Genomic DNA, 21,179 nt, shown 5'->3' with positions numbered 1-21,179 from the left:
AGATCTAAAAAGTGCATGATTAGAGTGTTAACACGGATATTAAATAAAAGCCCCTGAAAACCGGGGCTCATGTTAAAGTTTTTTCGAGACATTTTCATTTATGCTTGACAGAAAATCTTGGCATCATTTGCATTTCCGTTTCACTTCGTACTCATACCTGTTGTCTTTGAAATCACATCCTTTCTGTTTCGCACGGCTTTACGTACGACGACCCTGTCTGCATTTTCGAAAAGCTTCGTTATGTATAATGTAAAAAAGCTACGAATTGTGCCGTACTGCGCAATCCTGCACAGCAAAAGATTCCACCGTCCGCTTTCTGCCGCATCCCGGCTTCGTTAATGGACTGTGGAATCTTCAAGTTTAAAAATTTATTTTCTGTGCAGGGCTTCGACCGATTCAAGCCCCTTACTCCTCGATATGCTCTCTCCCGACCCGGATGATCGTATGTACGTGTTCATCCGCAAGCGAATAAAAAATCTGTTTTCCGTCTCTTCTTGCTTCTACGAGCTTGGACTGCCGCAGGATCTTCAACTGGTGCGATACCGCGGACTGTGTCATATTCAGAAGCTCAGCGATCTCACCGACGCTCCGTTCCGAATCAAACAGAGCAAACAGAATCCTGATTCGCGTAGAGTCTCCGAAAACCTTAAACAGCTCGGCCAGATCGAACATCTCATTCTCATCCGGCATACAGCATGTTCTTTTCTGAACAATATTTTCTTTCATTTCAAATCCTTCTCCCGCTCATCCGGCATACAACAGGTTCTTTTCTGGACTGTATTTTCTTTCATTTCAAATCCTTTTCTCTCCATATCACTTTCTGCATACTTATTTTTTTACGCTGCGCCAGTAGAGCGTTCGCTATTTATCAAGACCCATTGATACACGGAAGGCAGTCTTATCCTTTCTTGTAGCTCAGTGTTCTCGTCGAGTTCAGGACACAGATCAGCAGTACTCCAGTATCCCCGAACACCGCGAGCCACATCGGCGCAAGTCCGACAGCTGCCAGAAGCAGGATAGCAATCTTGATTACAATCGCCAGCACAATATTCTGTCTCGCAATCCGTATGGTTTTTCTTGAAATCCGGATCGCTTTCTCTATCTTCGAAGGCTTGTCATCCATCAGGACTACATCTGCCGCCTCTATCGCGGCGTCCGATCCAAGTGCGCCCATGGCAACTCCGACATCTGCCCGTGCAAGGACAGGCGCATCGTTGATTCCGTCTCCTACGAATACAAGAGAGGTTCCGTCCGGTTTCTCATCAATCAGCCTCTCGACCTCGGATACCTTGTCCGCCGGAAAAAGCTCCGCTCTGTACTCGTCTAAGCCGAGGTCTGCAGCAACCTTTTCCGCAACCTTCTCCCGGTCTCCTGTAAGCATCACCGTCTTCCGGATACCGACCGCCTTCAGCGACGCGATCGCCTGCGCCGCATCCGGTTTTTCAACATCATTGATGTGGATATGACCTGCGTACTTACCCTCGATCGCTACATGAATGATTGTGCCCGGCTCATTGCAAATCTTCCACTTTGCGCCGACATCCTCCATCATCTTCTGATTGCCGACACACACCGTCTTTCCGTTTACCGCAGCACGGATTCCCCGGCCGGCAATTTCCTCTACATTCTCAACCTCACAGCCGTCATTTTCTTTTCCAAATGCCTGCCGCAGGGAGACAGCGATCGGATGAGTGGAATACCTTTCTACATGCGCCGCCAGGTGAAGCAGTTCCTTCGCTTCGATGCACTCCGGATGAAGCGTCGTCACTTCAAAAACACCCTTCGTCAGTGTTCCGGTCTTATCGAACACTACGGTATCCGCCCTGGAGAGAGCATCCATATATCCGGATCCCTTGATCAGAACACCGATTTTGGACGCGGCGCCGATTCCGCCGAAAAACGCAAGCGGTACGGAAACCACCAGCGCGCACGGGCAGGATACGATCAGGAAGGTCAGGGCGCGGAGCAGCCATGTGGCAAAATTCCCGACGAAATCGCCCGAAATAAGCGGCGGAAGAAAAGCCACCGCCACCGCTGCAAGCACGACAATCGGCGTGTAAACCCTGGCGAATTTTGAAATAAATTTTTCGCTCTTTGACTTCCTGCTCCCGGCATTCTCGACAAGTTTCAGAATCTTCGCGGCAGTTGACTCCCCGAATTCCTTTTCCACCTTCATCCGGAGAAGCCCGTTCTGATTCACGCATCCGGAAAGAATCACGTCTCCGGTTCTGACATCACGCGGCAAGCTCTCGCCGGTCAGCGCCACTGTGTCAAGACTTGAACTTCCCTCCACAACGATCCCGTCCATCGGGACTTTTTCTCCCGGCTTTACCACAAGGATATCACCGACCTTCACCTCCTCAGGATTTACCGTTTTCACTTCTCCGCCGCACTCCAGGTTCGCGGTATCCGGACGAATGTCGAGCAGCTGCGATACCGCCCTTCTGCTGTTGCCCTCGGCAATCCCCTCAAACAGCTCTCCAACCTGGAAAAACAGCATCACGAACACTGCCTCCGGAAACATCTCTTTGCCTCCCGGTACAAAACCGATCAGCAGCGCTCCGGCCGTCGCGACAGTCATCAGAAATGACTCGTCAAACACCTCGCCGTGAGCGATTCCTTCGCCGGCCTCCCGAAGGACATCGAATCCCGCTGCAATGTAAGGCACCAGATAGATCAGCAGACGCTGCCACATTTCCAGACCGGGAAGAGCACGGTTAATCAGGTATGCGGCGATCAGAAGCCCTGTTGAAACGACGATCTGAATCAGCTTCTGCTTTGGCTCCATCTCATCGTCTTCATCATCGTCATTATCTTCATCGTCATTCTCGTCGTCAGCATCATCTTCGGCCTTTTCTTTCTTCACAGGCTTCTGCCCTGATTTCCGTTGCTCTGACTCCTGCTGTTCTGACTGCGGCTGTCCTGAATTCTCCGATCCAGACCGCTTCTGTTCGGGCCTGTCATGTTCAGGCCCATCCTCTTCTAACTGTTCCTGTTCAGCCCGCTTCTTTCCGGACCGCTCCTGTTCTGACCGTTCTTGTTCAGCCCGCTCCTTTTCGGACCGCTCCTGCTCCTGTAACAGTTTCGCCGCGTCGAATTTCCTGGTCTCGGAATTCTTCAGCGCCTCCTCCCGCTCTTCTGCCAAGCGTTCCTCTTTCTCCTTCTGCTCTGTCTCCGCAGCCTTCACTTCCTGTGACACTTTCTCCGCGTCACAAATCAGCTCCGTTCTTTTCTTCCTGATGTCATCCATGTCGCTCATAGGCACCCCCTGGCTGTTAAAATTTCTTCATGTGGCAACAATATTTTCTTTTGATTTATTAAACATATGCTCAATCGTTCATATGTAATTTAAAAATACACCTGAGCCAGGTCTTTGTCAAGGATATTATCAGCTTCATCCATACGTTTTTTACATGCTGCAGTATATTTCCAGAATCGTCGCTCTTCTCAAAAACGCCGGGCGGTGAAAATCACAATTTCCACAATTCCGTCGCCCGTCTCAAAACCGTCGGGCGACGCATATCATGAATCCCACATAATCGTCGCTCTTCTCAAAACGGCCCAATCGTAGAAGTATGTCAAGTCGCAGGACAACATCAAGAATAACAACTGAAATCAGAAGCTTGTATTTCTCTAAGCGTAAATATAAGCACGGCGCCCACAGCAAAGCCACCGGACCAGCCGGTGGCTTTGAATTCCGTTCTCATCGGAAGCTCTTTACCCAGTTCACCAGGGAATCATGCCAGATATTTTCCGCCACATCACGCTTCATCTGATCTGTGACAGGTCCATTCGACGCAAGTTTTGCCAAAATAGCCGCCTGCAGTTCCTCGACTGTCATCTCCTCATACGATTTTCCAGCCGCTTCCTTGAGAAGTCTCCCGGTCTTCTTCTCTATGCTTTCCTCCGAAACCTGCTCTCCAGGCTGCCGTATTCCGGATTCCGTCTCCGCTGTCAACGTATCCTTCATTTTGGAGTCTGCCCCGCATGCCGCGCCATCCTTCACTTCGGATTCCACCTCGCATGCCGCGCCATCCTTCATTTCGGATTCCTCCTCACATGCCGGAGTATCCGCAATGTCGGTTTCCTCCTCACATGCCGGAGTATCTATGTTTCCTGATTCTGCCTTGCATACCGATGTTTTCATGAAATCCGGGTTCTCCCCTTCCGCCGCCGGGATCCAGATCTCTCCGGAATTCGCCTTAATTGTGACAGTAATCTGCCCGTTCTGCGCGGTCACCGACGTTCCGGCAAGTCCTCCGATAAAATGTTCCCCACCCTCGGCAGATATCGTCATGGTAAAATCATTGTCGTCATTATTTACCGTGACCAGAACATTCTCCCCATTCCACTCCCTGGCAAACGCATACTGCCGGTTTGTCAGCAGAAGTTCCTTATACGCTCCATACGAAAGTGCCTTCACCGACTGCCGGATCCGTCCAAGCGCAGCGATTTCTCTCGTGATCGGGTTTGTTCTTACCGCATCCCTGTAATCATCGAGGTTCAGCTCCGGACGAAGCGACGCGTCGCTTCCCCATTCCTTGCGTCCCTCGATGCCGAACTCCGAGCCATAATAGATCGACGGCACTCCCGGAAGGGTATAGAGCAGGACATGTACCGGGAACATATGTGCCTTATTGTTCAGCTTTGTGTAAATCCGCTCCACATCATGATTGTCCACAAAATTGTAGAGACCGAGTCCGTCCGGCCGGTTGCCGCCCATTTCGTACAGTCTTCGTACCGTGTGCGCAATCTCAAAATAATTGTGCTCATTGTGTCCGGAATAGAGTGCCTTGTGCAGACAGTAATTCGTGACAGCGTGGAGCATCTCCGGATTTGACCACCGGATATAGTCGCCGTGGATGACCTCGCCCATCAGCCAGAAGTCCTTCTTCACCTCATTGGCGGTTCTGCGCAGACACTTCATAAAATCAAAATCCAGCACATCTGCCGCGTCCAGGCGAATGCCGTCCACGTCAAACTCCTTCACCCAGAACCGGATCGTATCACAGATGTAATTCTGAACCTCCGGATTTCTCTGGTTCAGCTTGACCAGCAGATTGTATCCGCCCCAGTTTTCATACGAAAATCCATCGTTGTACTCATTATTCCCGCCGAAATTTACATTGCAGTACCAGTCCCGATATGCAGAGCTCTCACGGTTCTTCTGCAGATCCCGGAACGCGAAGAAATCTCTCCCGGTATGGTTGAATACACCGTCAAAAATAACCCGGATTCCGGCCTTATGGCACCTTGACACGAACTCCTTCAGATCCTCGTTGTCTCCCAGTCTGCTGTCCAGTTTCCGGTAATCGGTGGTATCATATCCATGACTTGCCGATTCAAAAAGCGGTCCGATATACAGCGCGCTGCATCCGAGCTCCTTCATATGATCAATCCATGGGATCAGCTTCTTCATGCGGTGCACAGGCTCACTGTAGTCATTCTGCTTCGGCGCACCGGTAAGTCCCAAAGGATAAATATGATAAAAAACCGCTTCATCGTACCATGCCATAATGTATTTCTCCCTTCCTTATACAGTTCTCTCATTATATTCAGATCTACCTGTTTCCGTTCAACAGATAATCAGACATACCTGTTTCTGTTCACAGTGCCAGACAAGAACAATGTAGGTCATTCCGCTGAACACTCCGATCCATTATATAACATACAAAAAGAAATGGACAGAATTGCAACATATAAAAAGAAAAGACAGAAAAGCGGCAGTCTCAATCAAGAGATCCATCCGTTTTCTGTCCATTTTCCGATCCCCGGTTTTCTCCGGAGAAAAATATCTGTTCTGTTTGCATTGCTCAATAATCCTTCGCCGAAGCTCCGACACTTACCTTCCGGAGTCTCCGAATTGCGGTCTCCTGCTTTCATCAGAAGCCCATCGGATTACGATATCCGCTTCTTCTTGCGATATCACCGTAGAAATCAACAACCTCTCTCATATATGCATGGAAGCGATCCTTAAGAGATGTCTTTGTATTTCTTCCGTTATATACTCTTGCTGTGTTCTTTCCCATTACATTGTTGTTCTTTGTTGTTACGTTTGTGTTCATCATAATCTATATCCTCTCTTTCGTAATGATCTGTCTGTTGTGCAGGTTCTCAGGTGTTTCCAGTTGTTTTCAGGTCTTTACAGATCTTTTCAGGTCTTTCGCGACCTTTTCAGATCTTTTCAAATCTTTCCCGGTTTCCTGATTTCCTTGTTTCCTTGTTTCTTATTGCTTTGTTTCTTCCTTGCTGCAATTGTAAAATACCGCATATTCTGCTATACTTCGCATCAAAAGGAATAAAAAACCAATCAAATCTTGCAAGGAGGACCGCCGTGATACCAATTTACGAAGAAAGCGCCGATCATCTGCAGATCGTGAAGCAGAATTCTATTCATATTCCTCCCCATCTGCACCAGTCAATCGAAATCATTCTTGTGACGAACGGTTCGATTGTAGCCGGAACCGGAACCGACCTGTTCGAGATGAAGCCGGGTGATCTCGGCGTCATCTTCCCGAATCTCATTCACCACTATCAGGTTTTTTCCCAGGGCACGAATCAGCACGTCACCCTTCTGGCATCTCCTGCCTATTTCGGAATCTATGCAGACTTTCTTCGAAACTACGAGCCGGAGAATCCGGTGATCCCGAAGGAGCAGGTTCCGCCGAATGTAATCTATGCGCTGAAGAACCTGATGAAAATCAATCGCGAACATCTGTATTCCTCGCCTGATTTTCTCAATCCTACCCACGGAAATAATAATGTTCCCGAGCTTCCGCCGCAGGATCTGTCTGACCTGACAGAGAGCGAGGACACGGCTGTGTCTTCCGATGCATCAGATATCGCTGCGATGCAGAACCATGAAATCTGTTCTGTCACATCCGCGCCGAAGCACGCCTCCGACAGGACTGTCCCTCAAAGCACTGGTACAAAGTCTGGAAAGCTCTCCCGCTCCTCTCCATTGTCCGAGCAGCTGAACGCCGCCTGCATCAATACGCTGAACCACTCCTTCACACAAATCATTCTTGCCAGCAGTCTCCCTCTTCTGAAGCTGCAGAAAAGAACAGATCTGAAGGATCACGACATCGTATACCAGACAGCGGTGTACATATCCGCTCACTACCGGGAGGACATCTCTCTGACCACGATGTCGCAGGCGCTCGGAATCAGCCCATTTGCACTCTCCCGGGTCTTTTCCGGTGTGTTTCACCAGAATTTCAACCATTATCTCAACGATGTCCGGCTTCAGCATGCGTCCGCGCTTCTTGCAGACAGCGACCGGTCTGTCACGGATATCTACCTCGACTGCGGTTTCCAGAGCCAGGCGACCTTCAACCGCGCGTTCCAGGCCAGATACCACATGGCGCCAAGGGACTACAGAAAGCAGGCATCCCTCACCTCGCAGTGAGCAGACCGTTCCCGATCTACAAAATATATATTCAAACATATCCGTCCCGCTCTGCCCGCCCGGGCACCTGACCAGATCCGGTATACAAAATACATACTTAAACATATCTGTCCTGCTCTGCGCGCCTGGGTTCCTGACCTGATCCGCTCCGGCTCACAAAAGATATACACACACAGAAAGCCCTGTCAATCGTGACAGGGCTTTCCGCTTATCCTTTTATTTTCTTAATTCATTCCGCGCAGAATCTCTCGTTATGAAGCAGTTTGTGCTCCTTCCCCTTGAGCATTCCGTCGTAGAGTGACAGTATCGTCGGGTTCTCGTTGCACTTGCGGATCACCGAGCTGTGGTCAGCCTTATAGATGCCGTCTCTTCTGGCAGCCTTCGTGCGGTCGCCGGCAAGACGAGGCTGTCCTCCGCCCATGATACATCCGCGGCGGCAGGCCATCACCTCGATGAGATCGAAATGCTTCTCGCCGCTTTTCACCTGATCCATCACCTTTCCGGCATCCGCCAGTCCGGATACCACGCAGATCTTCAGTTCTCTGTCCTTATAGGGAACAGCAAACTCGCGGATAAACTCATCCTCACGCACGCCGCAGGCTGCGATCCGATCCAGCGTCTCCTGGTCATGTCCCTCTGTAATCCTGCGCAGAACCGCCTCGGTCACACCGCCGGATACACCGAAGATAACACCGCCGCCGGATCCAAGGCCGAATGGAACATCCGACGCCTCCGGTTCCAGATCCGCAAAATCGATTCCCGAGGTACGGATCATATCGATCAGTTCGGTCGTCGTCAGAACATAGTCCGTATCCTGCTCTCCGTCTGTGAAGCTGTTCGGTCTCTTCGCCTCCATCTTCTTCGCCGTACACGGCATGATGGATACCATGACCGTTCTTCTGCCGTCCGCATTATTCGCCGGATCACGATAATACTCCTTTGTAACCGCGGAGAGCATTCCCTGCGGCGAACGGCACGTCGAAACGTTCGGTGTGAGATCCGGGTACTGATCGCCGACAAACTTCACCCACGCCGGACAGCAGCTCGTCAGAAGCGGCAGTGTTCCGCCGTTTTCTACGCGGTCCACAAACTCCGAAGCCTCCTCCATAATGGTCAGATCCGCGCCGAACGTGGTATCATACACCTCGTCAAAACCAATTCGACGAAGTACGTTCGCGATCTTGCCCATCACACTCTTGCCCTTCGGAAGGCCGAAGGCAGCTCCCACCGCCACACGGACAGCCGGTGCTACCTGAGCGATCACGCGCACATCCGGATCTCCAAGAAGATTCCACACCTCTGTCCGGTTGTGGTGGATGCTGATCGCGCCTGTCGGACAGAATACACGGCACTGTCCGCAGTTTACGCAGTCGGTCTCTCCGATCGGCTTGTCAAACGCAGGCATAACCATGGCTTCCGCGCCGCGGTTCGCAAAATTGATCGCCTCGATTCCCTGCAGCTCACTGCATACTCGGACGCAGTTTCCGCAGAGGATGCATTTGTTCGGATCCCGTACAATCGACGGGGAGCTGAAATCCAGCGGCATCTGCTCCTTGTAGTTCTGGAAGCGCACATGCATGATGCCGAAACGCTTTGCCAGTGTCTGAAGATTACAGTCACCGCTTTTTTCACAGGTCAGACAGTCTCTGCAGTGCGCCGCCAGCAGAAGCTCAATGATCAGCTTGCGGTACTTGCGAAGCCTTTCCGTATTGGTGCGGATCACCATTCCGTCCCGGGGCTCCTCGGAGCAGGAGGCAAACATTCTTCCCCGCTCATCCTCAACCATGCACAGTCTGCACGCGCCAAACGTAGACAGCTCCGAGTGATAGCAGAGGGTAGGGATATCGATGCCCGCTTTTCTGATGATTGTAAGAAGATTTTTCTCGTCGGTAAATTCGACTTTTCTGCCGTCAATCGTTATAACTCCCATCTCATCCCTCCTATGCCTCAATATAAATCGCGTCGAACGCACAGTTGTCCTTGCAGGTCGAGCACTTGATACAGAGATCATTATCAATGTGATAGCACTCCTTGCGGACACCTGTGATCGCGCCGACCGGACAGTTCTTCGCGCACTTTCCGCAGCCGCGGCAGAATTCCGGATTGATCACAAACCGGCGCAGCGCGGTGCAGACCTTGGCACGACATTTTTTGTCCACGATATGTTCGATATATTCATCCCGGAAGGTATTCAGGGTACTCAGAACCGGCAGCGGCGCACTCTTGCCAAGTCCGCACAGAGACATGTTCTTCACCATTGTCGCCAGTTCCTCCAGGCGGTCCAGGTCCTCCAGCTCGCCCTTGCCGCCGACAATCTTCTCCAGTATCTCCAGCATGCGCTTTGTGCCCTCACGACATGGAACGCACTTTCCGCAGGACTCTCTCTGCGTGAAGCTCATGAAGAATCGGGCAACCTCCACCATACAGGTGCTGTCATCCATGACAACCAGACCGCCGGATCCGACGATCGCTCCGTATTTCTTCACCGTCTCAAAATCAAGCGGCACATCCAGATGGTCCTTCGTCAGGCATCCGCCGGAGGGGCCGCCGATCTGAACCGCCTTAAAGGTTCCGCCGTCCTTCATTCCGCCTCCGATGTCAAAAATGATCTCGCGGAGCGTTGTTCCCATCGGGACCTCGATCAGACCGGTATTCTGAATGGAGCCGGTCAGAGAGAAGGTCTTCGTGCCGGGGGAACTCTCGGTTCCGATGCTGCGGTACCAGTCTGCACCCTGAAGTACGATTTTCGGGACGTTCGCATAGGTCTCGACATTGTTCAGAACAGTCGGTTTCGCCCACAGGCCCTTCTCAACCGTTCTCGGCGGCTTAACTCTCGGCATGCCCCGGTTTCCTTCGATTGACGCGGTCAGAGCAGAGCCCTCACCACAGACGAACGCGCCGGCACCGCGGTTGATGTGCATATGGAAGTTGAAATCGGTTCCCAGGATGTGATCACCGAGCAGCCCCTTGTCCTCCAGCTCCGCGATCGCGTGGCGCAGCCTTGCGACGGACATCGGGTACTCCGCACGCACGTAGATGTATCCGTTTTCACTGCTCACCGCGTATCCGGCGATCATCATTCCTTCGATCAGCTTGTAGGGATCTCCCTCCATGACAGAGCCATCCATGAATGCTCCCGGGTCTCCCTCGTCACCATTGCAGACGACATAGCGCTCCTTCTCCTTCTGACGCGCCACCTGCTTCCATTTTCTGCCGGTGGGGAATCCACCGCCGCCTCTTCCTCTGAGTCCGGACCGGTCGACCTCATCGACGATTTCCTCCGGCTTCATCTCGAAAAGCGCCTTCTGGAATGCCTGAAATCCTCCGGACGCAAGGTACTCATCCAGCGACTCCGAATCATACTTTCCACAGTTTTCAAGGACGATTCGGGTCTGCTTCGCAATGAACGGAATCTCATCCGGCGAAGTATACGTCACGCCCTTCTGTTTGTACAACAGGCTCTCGATGACATCATCGCCCATAACGGTGCGGTTGAAAATCTCCTGACAGTCGGACGGCTGTACCTTCGTATACTGCACAACCTTATCACCCTTCTGAATTCTCACAAGCGGTCCAAGCTCACAGACGCCCTGGCAGCCGGTCTTCCGGACTCCCAGATGTGCCTCCGGACCATGGGATCCGAACTCCAGGGTCACTCCCGGCGTATCCCCGACGATACGCATGAATTCTTCATATACCTTCTCAGAACCGGACGCGATACAGCCGGTACCGGAACAGACGAGTATACGGCAGTCATAGGAAGCCATTACTTCATTGGCAAGCTCTGTTCTCTTCTTCAGATCCTCTCTCGTTCTAATCATTCCGGTCACCTCGCAGTTCATGAATCAGCTCCAGCGCCGATTCCGGCGTCATCTTCGGATGAACCTCTTCGTTAACCATGACCGTCGGAGCCAGTCCGCATGCTCCGAGGCACGAAACCGTTTCAACGGTAAAAAGCATGTCGTCCGTCGTGTGTTTCTTCGCGCTCAGCCCGAGCTCCTTCTGGAACGCCTCCAGAATCGGCGCGGATTTTCTGACATGACAGGCCGTGCCGTCACAGACCTTGATCACATACTTTCCCTTCTCCTCGAACGAAAAGTTCTCGTAGAATGTAGCCACACTGTAAGCCTTAGACTCACTGATACCGATCTGCTTCGCCACATAGGTCAGCAGCTCGCCCGGCAGGTATCGATATTCCGCCTGAATATCCTGCATAATCGGAATCAGCGACGATGGCTTTTTTCCATAGCCGGCAATAATTTCATCCGCCTTTTTGTAGTAGCATTCTTCCAGCATACCATCCCTCCTTATCCATGCGGCCCTTACGGGTCACTGTTTTTGGCCATGCTTCGATTATATCGCAAATAAGATGAAATATAAACAATATGTATGTAAATATTTCAATTATTTTGTATCTTATGATGGTTTTAAACCTCTATTTCAGAATTTTGTATTGTAAAATTAGCCAAACTTAACTCTCGAAGAACAAGTGTATTCATTTCATTTGCATTACACAAGGGAGATCTTACTTCGGCAGTTCCGGCTGGCCGCATTTTCGCAAAACATCGCATCTACATCACACGGGTAAGTTCTCGATGCTGCAATACCTGCCGGTGACAGTTTCACGAATTGCAGCGTGTGCAACATATCTGACAACCATCAGAGCATGTGAGACGTGTGCGCGGACCGTATGCAGATTCGCAAAAAAAATCAAAACGAGACCGCCCGGGAATTTCCCGGACGGTCTCGTCCACAATCAGCATATGTGATTCATTTCATTCACACTGCGAACAGAAGCTGTTACTGCGCAGTCTTTGTTGCGTACATGAAGTACTTGTTGCCGGTCTTGGTCATGTATACGCCGGAAACGTTGGACTTCATCATGTAGATATCGTTGTAGAAGTAGAGCGGGATTACCGCGTTGGTGTCCATCAGCATCTTCTCGGCCTTTACAAGGTCATCGGTACGTTTTGCGGTGTCTACCTCTGTGCGTGCTTCCTCAAGAAGCTTGTCATAGTCCGCCCAGTTCTGCGGTGCCGCAGAGGTCGGGTTCTTGCCGAACTGCATATCGTTGTTTCCGCTGCTGGTCTGGAATACCTCAAGCATGTTGGAAGGATCATCATAGTCTGCAACCCATCCGCCACGGCACATCGTGTAATTTCCATTCTGACGGTCGGAAATAAATACCTTCCAGTCCTCAGTCTTGATGTTTACTTCGATTCCAAGCTTGCTCAGGTCGTCCTGAATCAGCTGAGCGGCCTTCTCATTGGTTGAACCGGAGTTCGTCAGGTACTCAATGGAAATCGGTGTAGACGGTGTATAGGTTCCATCACCATTATCGGTAAAGGTGTAGCCGGTAGCGCTCTCCAGAAGCTTTACAGCCTCCTCAACGTTGTCAGCTCCTGTGGTAGCAGCGTCATAATATGTCTGAGACCAGGTGCCGCCGTTTCCGTCAGACATAGCGGACGGAACATAGGAACCTGCCGGCTCCTGACCGGTCTGACCTACGGTATCGGCAAGATACTGTCTGTCGATGACCAGAGAGCATGCCTTACGGAAATCGCTTGCCTGCTGCTCGGTCATTCCGTCAAAGAGAGATGCATTGACATTGAAACCGGTATATACGGTTCCAAGCATATCCGCGATATAGAAATCAGAGAAGTCCTTTACATTCGGAACCTCATCGGTGGAAATATTATCGATGAAATCAAGATCTCCGCTGTTATATGCCGCAAAGGTAGCGGTGTCATCCGCGGAAAGCATGAAGTTCAGCTTATCGATGGTTACGTTGTCCGCATCATAGAAATTCGGGTTCTTCGTATATTCCATGGATGCGTCATGATTCCATGCGGTGCAGGTGTAAGCACCGTTGGATACAAAGCCTGCCTCTGCAGCCCAGTTGCCGGGATTGTCGCCGTTCGGGTCTGCCGCTTCAACGGATGCCTGCGGAACCGGATCAAATACCGGGAACGCAAGAAGCTGGTCGAAGTATGCGCACGGATTGTTCAGTGTGATGGTCAGTGTGTAATCGTCCGGAGCTTCTACCTTCAGAGTTCCGTCATCATTTTTCGCGATAACGTCAAAGAGGTATCCGTAATCCGCCGCGGTGTCCGGATTTGCCGCACGGTTCCAGCTGTATACAAAATCCTTTGCCGTCAGATCTGTGCCATCGGACCACTTTGTCTGCTTCAGCTTGATGGTCCACTGGGTTCCGTCATCGGAGATCTGCGGATCGCCGTCCGCGATCGCCGGCGTGAGCTTGTCATCCTTGTCATAAGTGTACAGACCTACGAAGGAGTTGACTGCCAGGCAGGCACCGTCAACGGTGTTGTTCAGCGCCGGATCCAGATGCTGTGGCTCAGACGCGAGGTTGATGTACAGTGTGCTTGCGTCAGAATTCAGCTTTGCGCTGGAAGGAGTCTTATCTCCGCTATTGCCGCCTGCCGCTTCACTTCCTGTGCTTGTTGCTGCAGCTGCATTCGAACCGGAAACAGCGTTGCCTCCCTCCTTGAGAGAACCGGCATTTCCACACGCGCCGAGGCCGACTGCCATGGCAGACGCCAGCACTAATGCGACTAACTTCTTTTTCATATTTCTTCCTCCTGATTTCTGCTATCTGTTGACAGATAGATATTTATGTCAAACTCCCCCTGCGGGAGATGTGACCCCAAAAAGCCATTGATATGCAAATAATGGTTCATGTCAGACTCCCCTGCGGGAGATATGACCGTAAAAGATCAATACGGAATATTCGGCCTGTTAATTACTCCCTCCTGCCGATTCCGCATATATTCTTGCTGATCCCGCATCATTTACCGGTTCCAGCACGCACACCTGTGTCCGTTTCCTCTGTCTGTCAGAGGCGGTCTTTCCTGCGTACACTTCTCCGTTGCATACTTGCAGCGCGTACGGAACGGACAGCCGGTCGGCATATGAAGAGGACTTGGCACATCGCCCTCCAGAATAATCCGGTGACTGTGTCTGGCCGTTTCCGGATCCGGAATCGGAATTGCGGAGAGCAGAGACAGCGTGTACGGATGAATCGGATGATTCATCAGCTCGTCCGCGTCCGCAATCTCCATCATGTGTCCCAGGTACATAACCGCAATACGGTCGGAGATATGCTGTACAACCAGAAGGTCATGCGCGATGAAGAGATACGCGATGCCCAGCTGATCCTGCAGATCCTCAAACATGTTCAGAACCTGCGCCTGAATCGATACGTCCAGAGCAGATACCGCCTCATCGCAGACGATGAAGGACGGATTCACTGCCAGCGCACGGGCAATGCCGATTCGCTGTCTCTGTCCGCCGGAAAACTCATGTGCGTAGCGCATCGCATGCTCGGCATTCAGTCCGACGGTCTCCAGGAGCTTTAAGATCTTCTCTCTCCGCTCCTGTCTGTTCTTGTACAGGTGATGAGTGTCCAGCGGCTCTCCGACGATGTCCTCAACGGTCATACGGGGATCCAGCGAAGAATACGGATCCTGGAATACCATCTGCATCTTCTTCCGGTAGGGAAGCATGTTGACCTCAACACGCTTTCCCTTCTTCGGCCTGCCGTTTGAATCGAGAACCGGATTTCCGTCCTCATCGTACACATCGCCGCTGTCGAAGAGCACCTGATCCTCGAAGGTGATCCGTCCTGCCGTCGGCTCATACAGCCGCAGAAGCGTGCGGCCGACCGTCGTCTTGCCGCATCCGGATTCTCCTACCAACCCCAGGGTCTCACCCGGCATGATCTCAAAGCTGATATCATCTACTGCCTTCAGCGGAATCTTATGAAAGCCCTGGGATACCGGGAAATACTGCTTCAGATGCTCTACCTTAAGGAGCGGCTTTTTTTCCTTGTCACTCATGCCTTTACCTCCTCATTTTCATACAGGTCCATCACATTCATCCAGCAACTCGCCCGATGCTCAGGCCCTACCTGGTACTCGTCCGGAACCTTTTCCAGACAAATCTTCATGGCATTTTCACACCGCGGGCAGAAAGCACAGCCCTTCGGCATGTTGAGAAGGTTGATCGGCGTTCCTCCGATCGGAACCAGCCGTTCATTCATGTTTTCGGTCGTCGGAATGGAACGCAGCAGCCCCTTTGTATACTCATGCGCCGGATGATAAAAAATAGCATCCGCGGTGCCGCGCTCGCAGACACGTCCGCCGTACATAACGATGATCTCATCACACATGGACGCAATGACGCCCAGGTCATGCGTAACCATGATAATCGCCATACCCATCTTCTTCTGCAGATCCTGCATCAGCTCCAGAATCTGCGCCTGAATCGTCACATCCAGCGCTGTGGTCGGCTCATCCGCGATCAGAATATCCGGCTCACAGCAGAGCGCCATGGCAATCATGACACGCTGGCGCATGCCTCCGGAGAGCTCGTAGGGATACTGCTTCATCCGGCTCTCCGGCTCGTTCACTCCGACGAGTGTCAGCATCTCAACCGCCCGCTTCCAGGCCTCGTCCTTATTCTTGTTCGTGTGAAGAAGAATCGCCTCCTTCAGCTGATAACCGATTGTGAACACCGGATTCAGGGAAGTCATCGGATCCTGAAAAATGATCGACACCTTCTCACCGCGGTACTTCGACAGCTTTTTCTCATCCCACTTCGTGATATCCTCGCCCTTGTAGCGGATCTCCCCCTCCACCACCTTTCCGGTCTCGGCGAGAATCTGCATGATTGAATACGCGGTTACTGATTTTCCGGATCCCGACTCTCCCACGATTCCGAGGGTCTTGCCCTTCTCCAGATTAAATGTGACTCCATTTACCGCCTTTACCTCACCGGCATCTGTAAAAAAGCTTGTATGGAGGTTGTCAACCTCCAATAGTAAATTATTTTCTTCAGACATGATTTTCTCTGTCCTTTCATCCTTTCTGATTTTCCGGAAAAATTCAGGTACCATTTTTCCGGTAAACACCGCACCTCTCAGGAAATTCTCCTGGAACCTACATCCGGCGCCGTCAATCAGCACCCGTTCTGGTATAAGACCTATAGGTCCTCCATACCGCAGCTTTTATCCGGCACCATCGATCAGCGTCCCTGCCTGGCATACACCCGACAGAGGCTTGACATACCCCAGCTCCGGCAATGCCGGATCTGTCAGTTCAGCTTCGAGTCAAACGCGTCCCGGAGCCCGTCGCCGATCAGGTTCAGCGCAAGAACGATGACTACGATAACCAGCGCGGGAACCAGCAGACGGTATGGTGCAGAGGTAATCGTGGCCCGGGCATCATTTGCCAGGGATCCGAGGGATGTCATCGGAAGATTGACACCAAGTCCGAGGAAGGAAAGGTAGCTTTCGGTGAAAATAGCACTCGGTACCTGAAGCGCCGTTGTAATGATAATGATGGAAAGTACATTCGGCACGACATGCTTTCTCATGATCTGACCATTCGGCGTTCCGATCGCTTTTGCCGCGAGGATGTACTCATTGTTCTTGATCGAAAGGATCTGTCCTCTGACCAGCCGGGCCATGCCGACCCAGTACAGGAGGGCAAACACGATAAACATCGCCAGCATGTTGCCGCCGAGCTTTGCGAGAACGGTTCCCTTGATCAGAGGCGTCAGCCGCGCGTTCAGCACCACGGACAGAAGAATGATGATCAGCATATCCGGAAGAGAATAGATGATATCGACGATACGCATCATGATCAGGTCCACCTTGCCGCCGAAATATCCGGAGATCGTTCCGTAGAGAACACCGATGATCAGAACCATGACCGCCGATACGACACCGACAGACAGGCTGACTCTGGTGCCGTATACGACACGGATGAAGTAATCACGCCCCAGGGAATCGGTTCCAAGAATATGTGGAAAAAGTCTCACTCCGGTGCTCTGCATGTACTGCAGCTCCCGCTGCGAATAGTACATTGGCGGCAGATTGACCGCCGTACCGTCACGATGACCGTTCACGGTAATCATGTCACTGTAGCTGTACGGAACAATCATCGGGATCACGATAATCGCCACAATCAGAAGGATGAGAACAACGATGGAAGCCATCGCCATGTGGTTTTTTCTCAGACGGCGGAGTCCGTCCTTCAGAAAGGTAGAGGACTCCCCCATAACATCCTGCTGTTTCTTCTCCTCATCGGTTGCCTTTTCAAAATTCTTCTTATTAAATTTGCTCAGATCGATCTGCGCAGATAGAATCTGGCGTTTCTTGTATATATTCTCTGTTTCAGTCATTTCAAAGCTCCTTCTGTGCGATCATTCAAAATTGATTCTCGGATCGATCAGCTTGTATACAATATCGGTAATCAGGTTCGCAACGATCATCAGAACCGCGAGGAAGATCGTGGTCGCCATGATCACGGAGTAGTTCCGGTCGGTAATGGCCTTCACAAAGTAGGTTCCAAGGCCCGGAACAGTGAAGATTGTCTCCACGACCATCGATCCTGTGATGATATACGCAATCTGCGGTCCGAGATAGGTCACAACAGGAATCAGACCATTCTTCAGCGCGTGCACGAAAATGATCTTTGACCGGCTGACGCCCTTCGCACGCGCGGTGCGGATATAGTCCTGACTCAGCGCGTCCAGCATCGATGTCTTCGTCAGACGCGTAATATACGCCGTCGGATAGACAGCCAGAGAAATCACGGGAAGCACAAGGCTCGGATTTGAGCTGAATACCGGGAAAATTGCGAGCTGCACACAGAACACCAGAAGCAGCAGAGTTGCCAGAATAAAAGAAGGCATCGCCGTACCCAGCGTCGTGAAGAAGATAATGATACGGTCCGGCACCTTATTCCGCTTCAGCGCAGCAATGGAGCCGAGAATCACGCCGAATACAACAGCGATGATCATGGCGATTCCGCCCAGCTTCGCGGAAACCGCGAACTTGGAGAAAAGATCCGGGCCGATCTCTCTTCCGTTCTTCATATCAATTCCCCAGTCTCCATGCAGAAGATTTCTCATATAGAGAAGGTACTGCTCCCCCAGGGGCTTATCCAGATTGTACCGCTTTGTCAGCGCGTCCATAACCGCCTGGCTCGGAGCCTTCTCCGCCGTGAAAGGCCCTCCCGGGATCAGGTTCATAACAAAGAATGTGATGAGTGTAACGATGATGATGGACGCAATCGCCAGCACCACACGTTTTACCATGTACTTAGTCAATTTTTCCTCCTCTTTTCTAAGCAGAGACTGCCTCGGTGCTGTGTAACCTCTGTCTTTCTTCTAAATTAACGCTTTACAGTAATAAAGAAAAAAAAAGTGTACAGATCGAGATCTGCACAGCTTGTACATCATGTCTGCTTATTTTATTCTACACCTATTCGAATGATAATAAATACTATATAAAAAACAGCGTCATTCGTCAACTGTAAAGTTGAGAATGTATTAATTTCTTTTTAATAATTCATTAATAAGGGGCATAAGAGGCAGCCCTCTCCGGCTGCGGTATTTCCCGCTGTAAGAGAGGGCTGCCCCATGCTTCTCAATTAGTTTTTGTCATCTGGCACAATACTTATCGGTCCATGCCATATGCCGTTACTGTTTCTTCTCCTTTTTTCTCTTACGAATGAGAACGCCGATTCCGGCTGCTGCTCCGAGCACGATAATCACGTTGACTCCAATCATTCCAGCGTCACCGGTCCGAACCTCTCCGGTATGAACGAGTTTTGTTCTCTCCTCCTGAATTGTATCCGGATTCTTCCGGATTGTATTCCCGGTATGGACTGGTCTGGTCGACGGCAATTCCGTCGGAGGTACAGTCACCAGCGGTGTAGGGGTAACCGTTGTCTGCGGTCTAATTACCGGTTTTTCAGGCTGTGTCGGCTCTTCGGGTTTCGTCGGCTCCTCGGGTTCAGGCTCTTCCGGTTCCACAGGTACCGGTGTCGGGGTAACCGTCTCCTCCGGTTTCGTCGGTGGCGTCGGTTCCGGATTCTCCGGTTCCTCAGATTCTTCTACTTCCGTTGTTACGGTTGCGGTTCCTGGATCCGGTGTATTGAGGCCATCCGCCTGTCCTGCCACTACATTTGTCACACTTCCGTTTGCTGCGTCTGCCGCCGTCACAGTATAGGATGTCGTATAAGTCAGCGTATCACCTGCCATGAGGCTGTCCGCCGTCCATGTCGCATTGGTAAGATCGTCCGTAATCACAAGTCCCGTCAGGGTAACAGTTCCGTCGTTAGACACGGTAATCCGATACGTTACCGTTTCTCCCGCCACATATTTGCTGCCGTTCTCCGGATTACTTGTAACCACCTTGCTGATCGTCATGTGTGCGAAGTCATCCTCTGTGTCAGCAGCCTCCCATGTCTTACCCGGCTCGTCGGGATTGCCGCCCGGCTCATCCGGGTTGCCGCCCGGCTCACTGCCGCCGGCTTTCTCAAACACGGCTTTCACGGTGTTTCTGTACTCTCCGGCCTCGATATCCGCCGCAGTTACCACGTAAACAGCCTTCGCACTTATTGTTTCTCCCGGCTTTACATTCTCGAATGTAACGGAATCCGCACCATCCTCAAAGGCAACGCCGTCCTGCTCCTGCAGGATGATGGTTCTCACATCGTCATAAATATTTGTTACGTTGATTGTAAATTCAATCGAATCTCCAATCTGATAGGTCTTGTCTTCATGTGTCTTTGTCACTACCTTATCCGGCGTAACTTCGTTGTCCGTTACTTCCAGCTCACCAGGCACGAGGCTAATCTCGTAGTTCTCTGCGTAGTTCTCTGCGTAGTTCTTCGATACCTTATCGTCTTCTTCCTTCGGATCCACCATCTTCAGTGCTTCCGCCGGACTCGGCTGAACCCTGGTCTGAGTTTTTCCACTGATCGTGTACTCAAAGGTATTAGCACTTGATCCGACAAGAGTCTGACTTCCAGTGAAATTGAAGGTAATCTGATCCTTTTCTGCTATTCCGAGTGCAAGCTTGTCCTTGTCTGCTATTGTCAGATCGTTTTTATCTGCCAGCATCGTTAACGAAATGATATCATCGCCAAGTACAAGTGTGTGATTTGTCAATGGCTCCTTATCATATTTCTTCGAAGCACTGCCACTCTTCAATGTTATTTGTTTTTTATTGATCGTAAGCACTCCATCTTTCACAGTCACCGTAACCTTCTTATAGTTATCGGTGCCTCCGATTTCAAAGCTTTCTTCCGTCAAACTCATCGGATACTCGCCCGCATCTGTTCCCTTTGCTGCTGCTTTCGCGTCTTCCTTCAGAGATACCGTGATCCCTGCAGGAAGATCGGTCGTCGTATACCCGCTTACCGTCTTCTCTATACCGTCGTAGGTCTGTGTGTCAGTATTTCCAGTGATCGTGATATGAGCCTCATCGGCTGCCGTTATCTCAAGCTGTCCATAGTTCTGCTCAATCTTGTAGTTGTCGCTATTGGTTCCTTTCGTTAGTGTGTAATCGAAGGTATTGTCCTTTGTTCCCTTTTCGGTAATCGTCGCGAAGTTGCTGTACGCTGCCCCATCACTGCCGACAAATCCTTTCGCGGTTGCCATTTCAACACTGTGAGTCTTGCTGTCATACGGCCAGCTTCCGCTTCCCGATGTGATGGTTACTGCCTTCGGGGTTACCTTCAGCATTACGGTTGTCTCTGCCGTTTCATAGTTTGCATTCTCGGCCTTGACATTAACTGTCTGCTCGCCGACATCCTTGATGCTTGGAGCTTCTGTCGTCCACTCACCATTTCCTACCTGATAGGAAATCGTCGTGCCTTCCGTTACGCTTGCGTTTGCACTTGCAGCGTGAGACTTGCCATCGTATTCGCTTTCGTATCCGTTAGCGGTAAGTGTC

General features: G+C 51.2%; 14 protein-coding genes. 1 reads left to right on the top strand and 13 read right to left on the bottom strand.

Annotated features, from left to right (window positions below):
- Window positions 1–405: 405 nt before the first annotated feature.
- The 4 genes from ACTNDI_RS13285 to ACTNDI_RS13270 form a co-directional block, all read right to left on the bottom strand.
- The gene (locus tag ACTNDI_RS13285; protein WP_441101445.1) at window positions 406–726 is read right to left on the bottom strand and encodes an ArsR/SmtB family transcription factor; all 321 of its coding nucleotides are present in this window, start codon (window positions 724–726) and stop codon (window positions 406–408) included.
- A 172-nt stretch (window positions 727–898) separates the two neighbouring features.
- Window positions 899–2,788, bottom strand: a complete 1,890-nt coding sequence (locus ACTNDI_RS13280) for a heavy metal translocating P-type ATPase (protein WP_441101446.1) — start codon at window positions 2,786–2,788, stop codon at window positions 899–901.
- A 915-nt stretch (window positions 2,789–3,703) separates the two neighbouring features.
- Window positions 3,704–5,515, bottom strand: a complete 1,812-nt coding sequence (locus ACTNDI_RS13275; RefSeq protein WP_441101444.1) for an alpha-amylase family glycosyl hydrolase — start codon at window positions 5,513–5,515, stop codon at window positions 3,704–3,706.
- A 367-nt stretch (window positions 5,516–5,882) separates the two neighbouring features.
- Complete coding sequence (locus ACTNDI_RS13270; RefSeq protein WP_441101443.1) at window positions 5,883–6,068, bottom strand: hypothetical protein; 186 nt, start codon at window positions 6,066–6,068, stop codon at window positions 5,883–5,885.
- A 266-nt stretch (window positions 6,069–6,334) separates the two neighbouring features.
- Here ACTNDI_RS13270 and ACTNDI_RS13265 point away from each other — a divergent pair, with 266 nt between their 5' ends.
- Complete coding sequence (locus ACTNDI_RS13265) at window positions 6,335–7,408, top strand: AraC family transcriptional regulator (RefSeq protein ID WP_441101442.1); 1,074 nt, start codon at window positions 6,335–6,337, stop codon at window positions 7,406–7,408.
- Window positions 7,409–7,637: 229 nt separating this feature from the next.
- On the opposite strand, the gene ACTNDI_RS13260 is transcribed toward ACTNDI_RS13265, so the two are convergent.
- From ACTNDI_RS13260 to ACTNDI_RS13220, 9 genes are all read right to left on the bottom strand, one after another.
- Complete coding sequence (locus ACTNDI_RS13260; RefSeq protein ID WP_441101441.1) at window positions 7,638–9,338, bottom strand: [FeFe] hydrogenase, group A; 1,701 nt, start codon at window positions 9,336–9,338, stop codon at window positions 7,638–7,640.
- A gap of 10 nt (window positions 9,339–9,348) precedes the next feature.
- Window positions 9,349–11,229: an NADH-ubiquinone oxidoreductase-F iron-sulfur binding region domain-containing protein gene (locus ACTNDI_RS13255; protein ID WP_441101440.1), complete on the bottom strand. Its 1,881-nt coding sequence runs from the start codon at window positions 11,227–11,229 to the stop codon at window positions 9,349–9,351.
- A complete protein-coding gene (locus ACTNDI_RS13250; protein WP_441101439.1) occupies window positions 11,222–11,704 on the bottom strand; it encodes a complex I 24 kDa subunit family protein in 483 nt (160 codons plus the stop codon). Before ACTNDI_RS13250 ends, ACTNDI_RS13255 begins: the two co-directional genes overlap by 8 nt.
- A 504-nt stretch (window positions 11,705–12,208) precedes the next feature.
- The gene (locus tag ACTNDI_RS13245) at window positions 12,209–13,999 is read right to left on the bottom strand and encodes a peptide ABC transporter substrate-binding protein (protein ID WP_441101438.1); all 1,791 of its coding nucleotides are present in this window, start codon (window positions 13,997–13,999) and stop codon (window positions 12,209–12,211) included.
- A 221-nt stretch (window positions 14,000–14,220) separates the two neighbouring features.
- Window positions 14,221–15,267 carry an ABC transporter ATP-binding protein gene (locus ACTNDI_RS13240; RefSeq protein ID WP_441101437.1) on the bottom strand — a complete coding sequence of 349 codons (1,047 nt, stop codon included), beginning with the start codon at window positions 15,265–15,267 and terminating at the stop codon, window positions 14,221–14,223.
- Window positions 15,264–16,271, bottom strand: a complete 1,008-nt coding sequence (locus ACTNDI_RS13235; protein WP_441101436.1) for an ABC transporter ATP-binding protein — start codon at window positions 16,269–16,271, stop codon at window positions 15,264–15,266. Before ACTNDI_RS13235 ends, ACTNDI_RS13240 begins: the two co-directional genes overlap by 4 nt.
- 251 nt (window positions 16,272–16,522) lie before the next feature.
- Complete coding sequence (locus ACTNDI_RS13230; RefSeq protein ID WP_441101435.1) at window positions 16,523–17,614, bottom strand: ABC transporter permease; 1,092 nt, start codon at window positions 17,612–17,614, stop codon at window positions 16,523–16,525.
- 21 nt (window positions 17,615–17,635) lie between these two features.
- Window positions 17,636–18,544: an ABC transporter permease gene (locus ACTNDI_RS13225; RefSeq protein WP_441101434.1), complete on the bottom strand. Its 909-nt coding sequence runs from the start codon at window positions 18,542–18,544 to the stop codon at window positions 17,636–17,638.
- Between the two features lie 372 nt (window positions 18,545–18,916).
- A partial coding sequence (locus ACTNDI_RS13220; protein ID WP_441101433.1) for a DUF7507 domain-containing protein occupies window positions 18,917–21,179 on the bottom strand: 2,263 nt, incomplete at its 5' end.

It is taken from the genome of Bilifractor sp. HCP3S3_D3, from assembly GCF_052063915.1.
Taxonomy (GTDB): Bacteria; Bacillota; Clostridia; order Lachnospirales; family Lachnospiraceae; genus Bilifractor.
Note: the sequence above shows the minus strand (reverse complement) of the source record. Positions and strands in the feature narration are given on the sequence as shown.

Excerpts from the sequence above, each read along its gene's own strand:
- ACTNDI_RS13285 (WP_441101445.1), bottom strand. The coding sequence starts at position 726 with ATGAAAGAAAATATTGTTCAGAAAAGAACATGCTGTATGCCGGATGAG.
- ACTNDI_RS13250 (WP_441101439.1), bottom strand. The coding sequence starts at position 11,704 with ATGCTGGAAGAATGCTACTACAAAAAGGCGGATGAAATTATTGCCGGC.
- ACTNDI_RS13270 (WP_441101443.1), bottom strand. The coding sequence starts at position 6,068 with ATGATGAACACAAACGTAACAACAAAGAACAACAATGTAATGGGAAAG.
- ACTNDI_RS13240 (WP_441101437.1), bottom strand. The coding sequence starts at position 15,267 with ATGAGTGACAAGGAAAAAAAGCCGCTCCTTAAGGTAGAGCATCTGAAG.
- ACTNDI_RS13260 (WP_441101441.1), bottom strand. The coding sequence starts at position 9,338 with ATGGGAGTTATAACGATTGACGGCAGAAAAGTCGAATTTACCGACGAG.
- ACTNDI_RS13230 (WP_441101435.1), bottom strand. The coding sequence starts at position 17,614 with ATGACTGAAACAGAGAATATATACAAGAAACGCCAGATTCTATCTGCG.
- ACTNDI_RS13245 (WP_441101438.1), bottom strand. The coding sequence starts at position 13,999 with ATGAAAAAGAAGTTAGTCGCATTAGTGCTGGCGTCTGCCATGGCAGTC.
- ACTNDI_RS13255 (WP_441101440.1), bottom strand. The coding sequence starts at position 11,229 with ATGATTAGAACGAGAGAGGATCTGAAGAAGAGAACAGAGCTTGCCAAT.
- ACTNDI_RS13275 (WP_441101444.1), bottom strand. The coding sequence starts at position 5,515 with ATGGCATGGTACGATGAAGCGGTTTTTTATCATATTTATCCTTTGGGA.
- ACTNDI_RS13280 (WP_441101446.1), bottom strand. The coding sequence starts at position 2,788 with ATGGAGCCAAAGCAGAAGCTGATTCAGATCGTCGTTTCAACAGGGCTT.
- ACTNDI_RS13235 (WP_441101436.1), bottom strand. The coding sequence starts at position 16,271 with ATGTCTGAAGAAAATAATTTACTATTGGAGGTTGACAACCTCCATACA.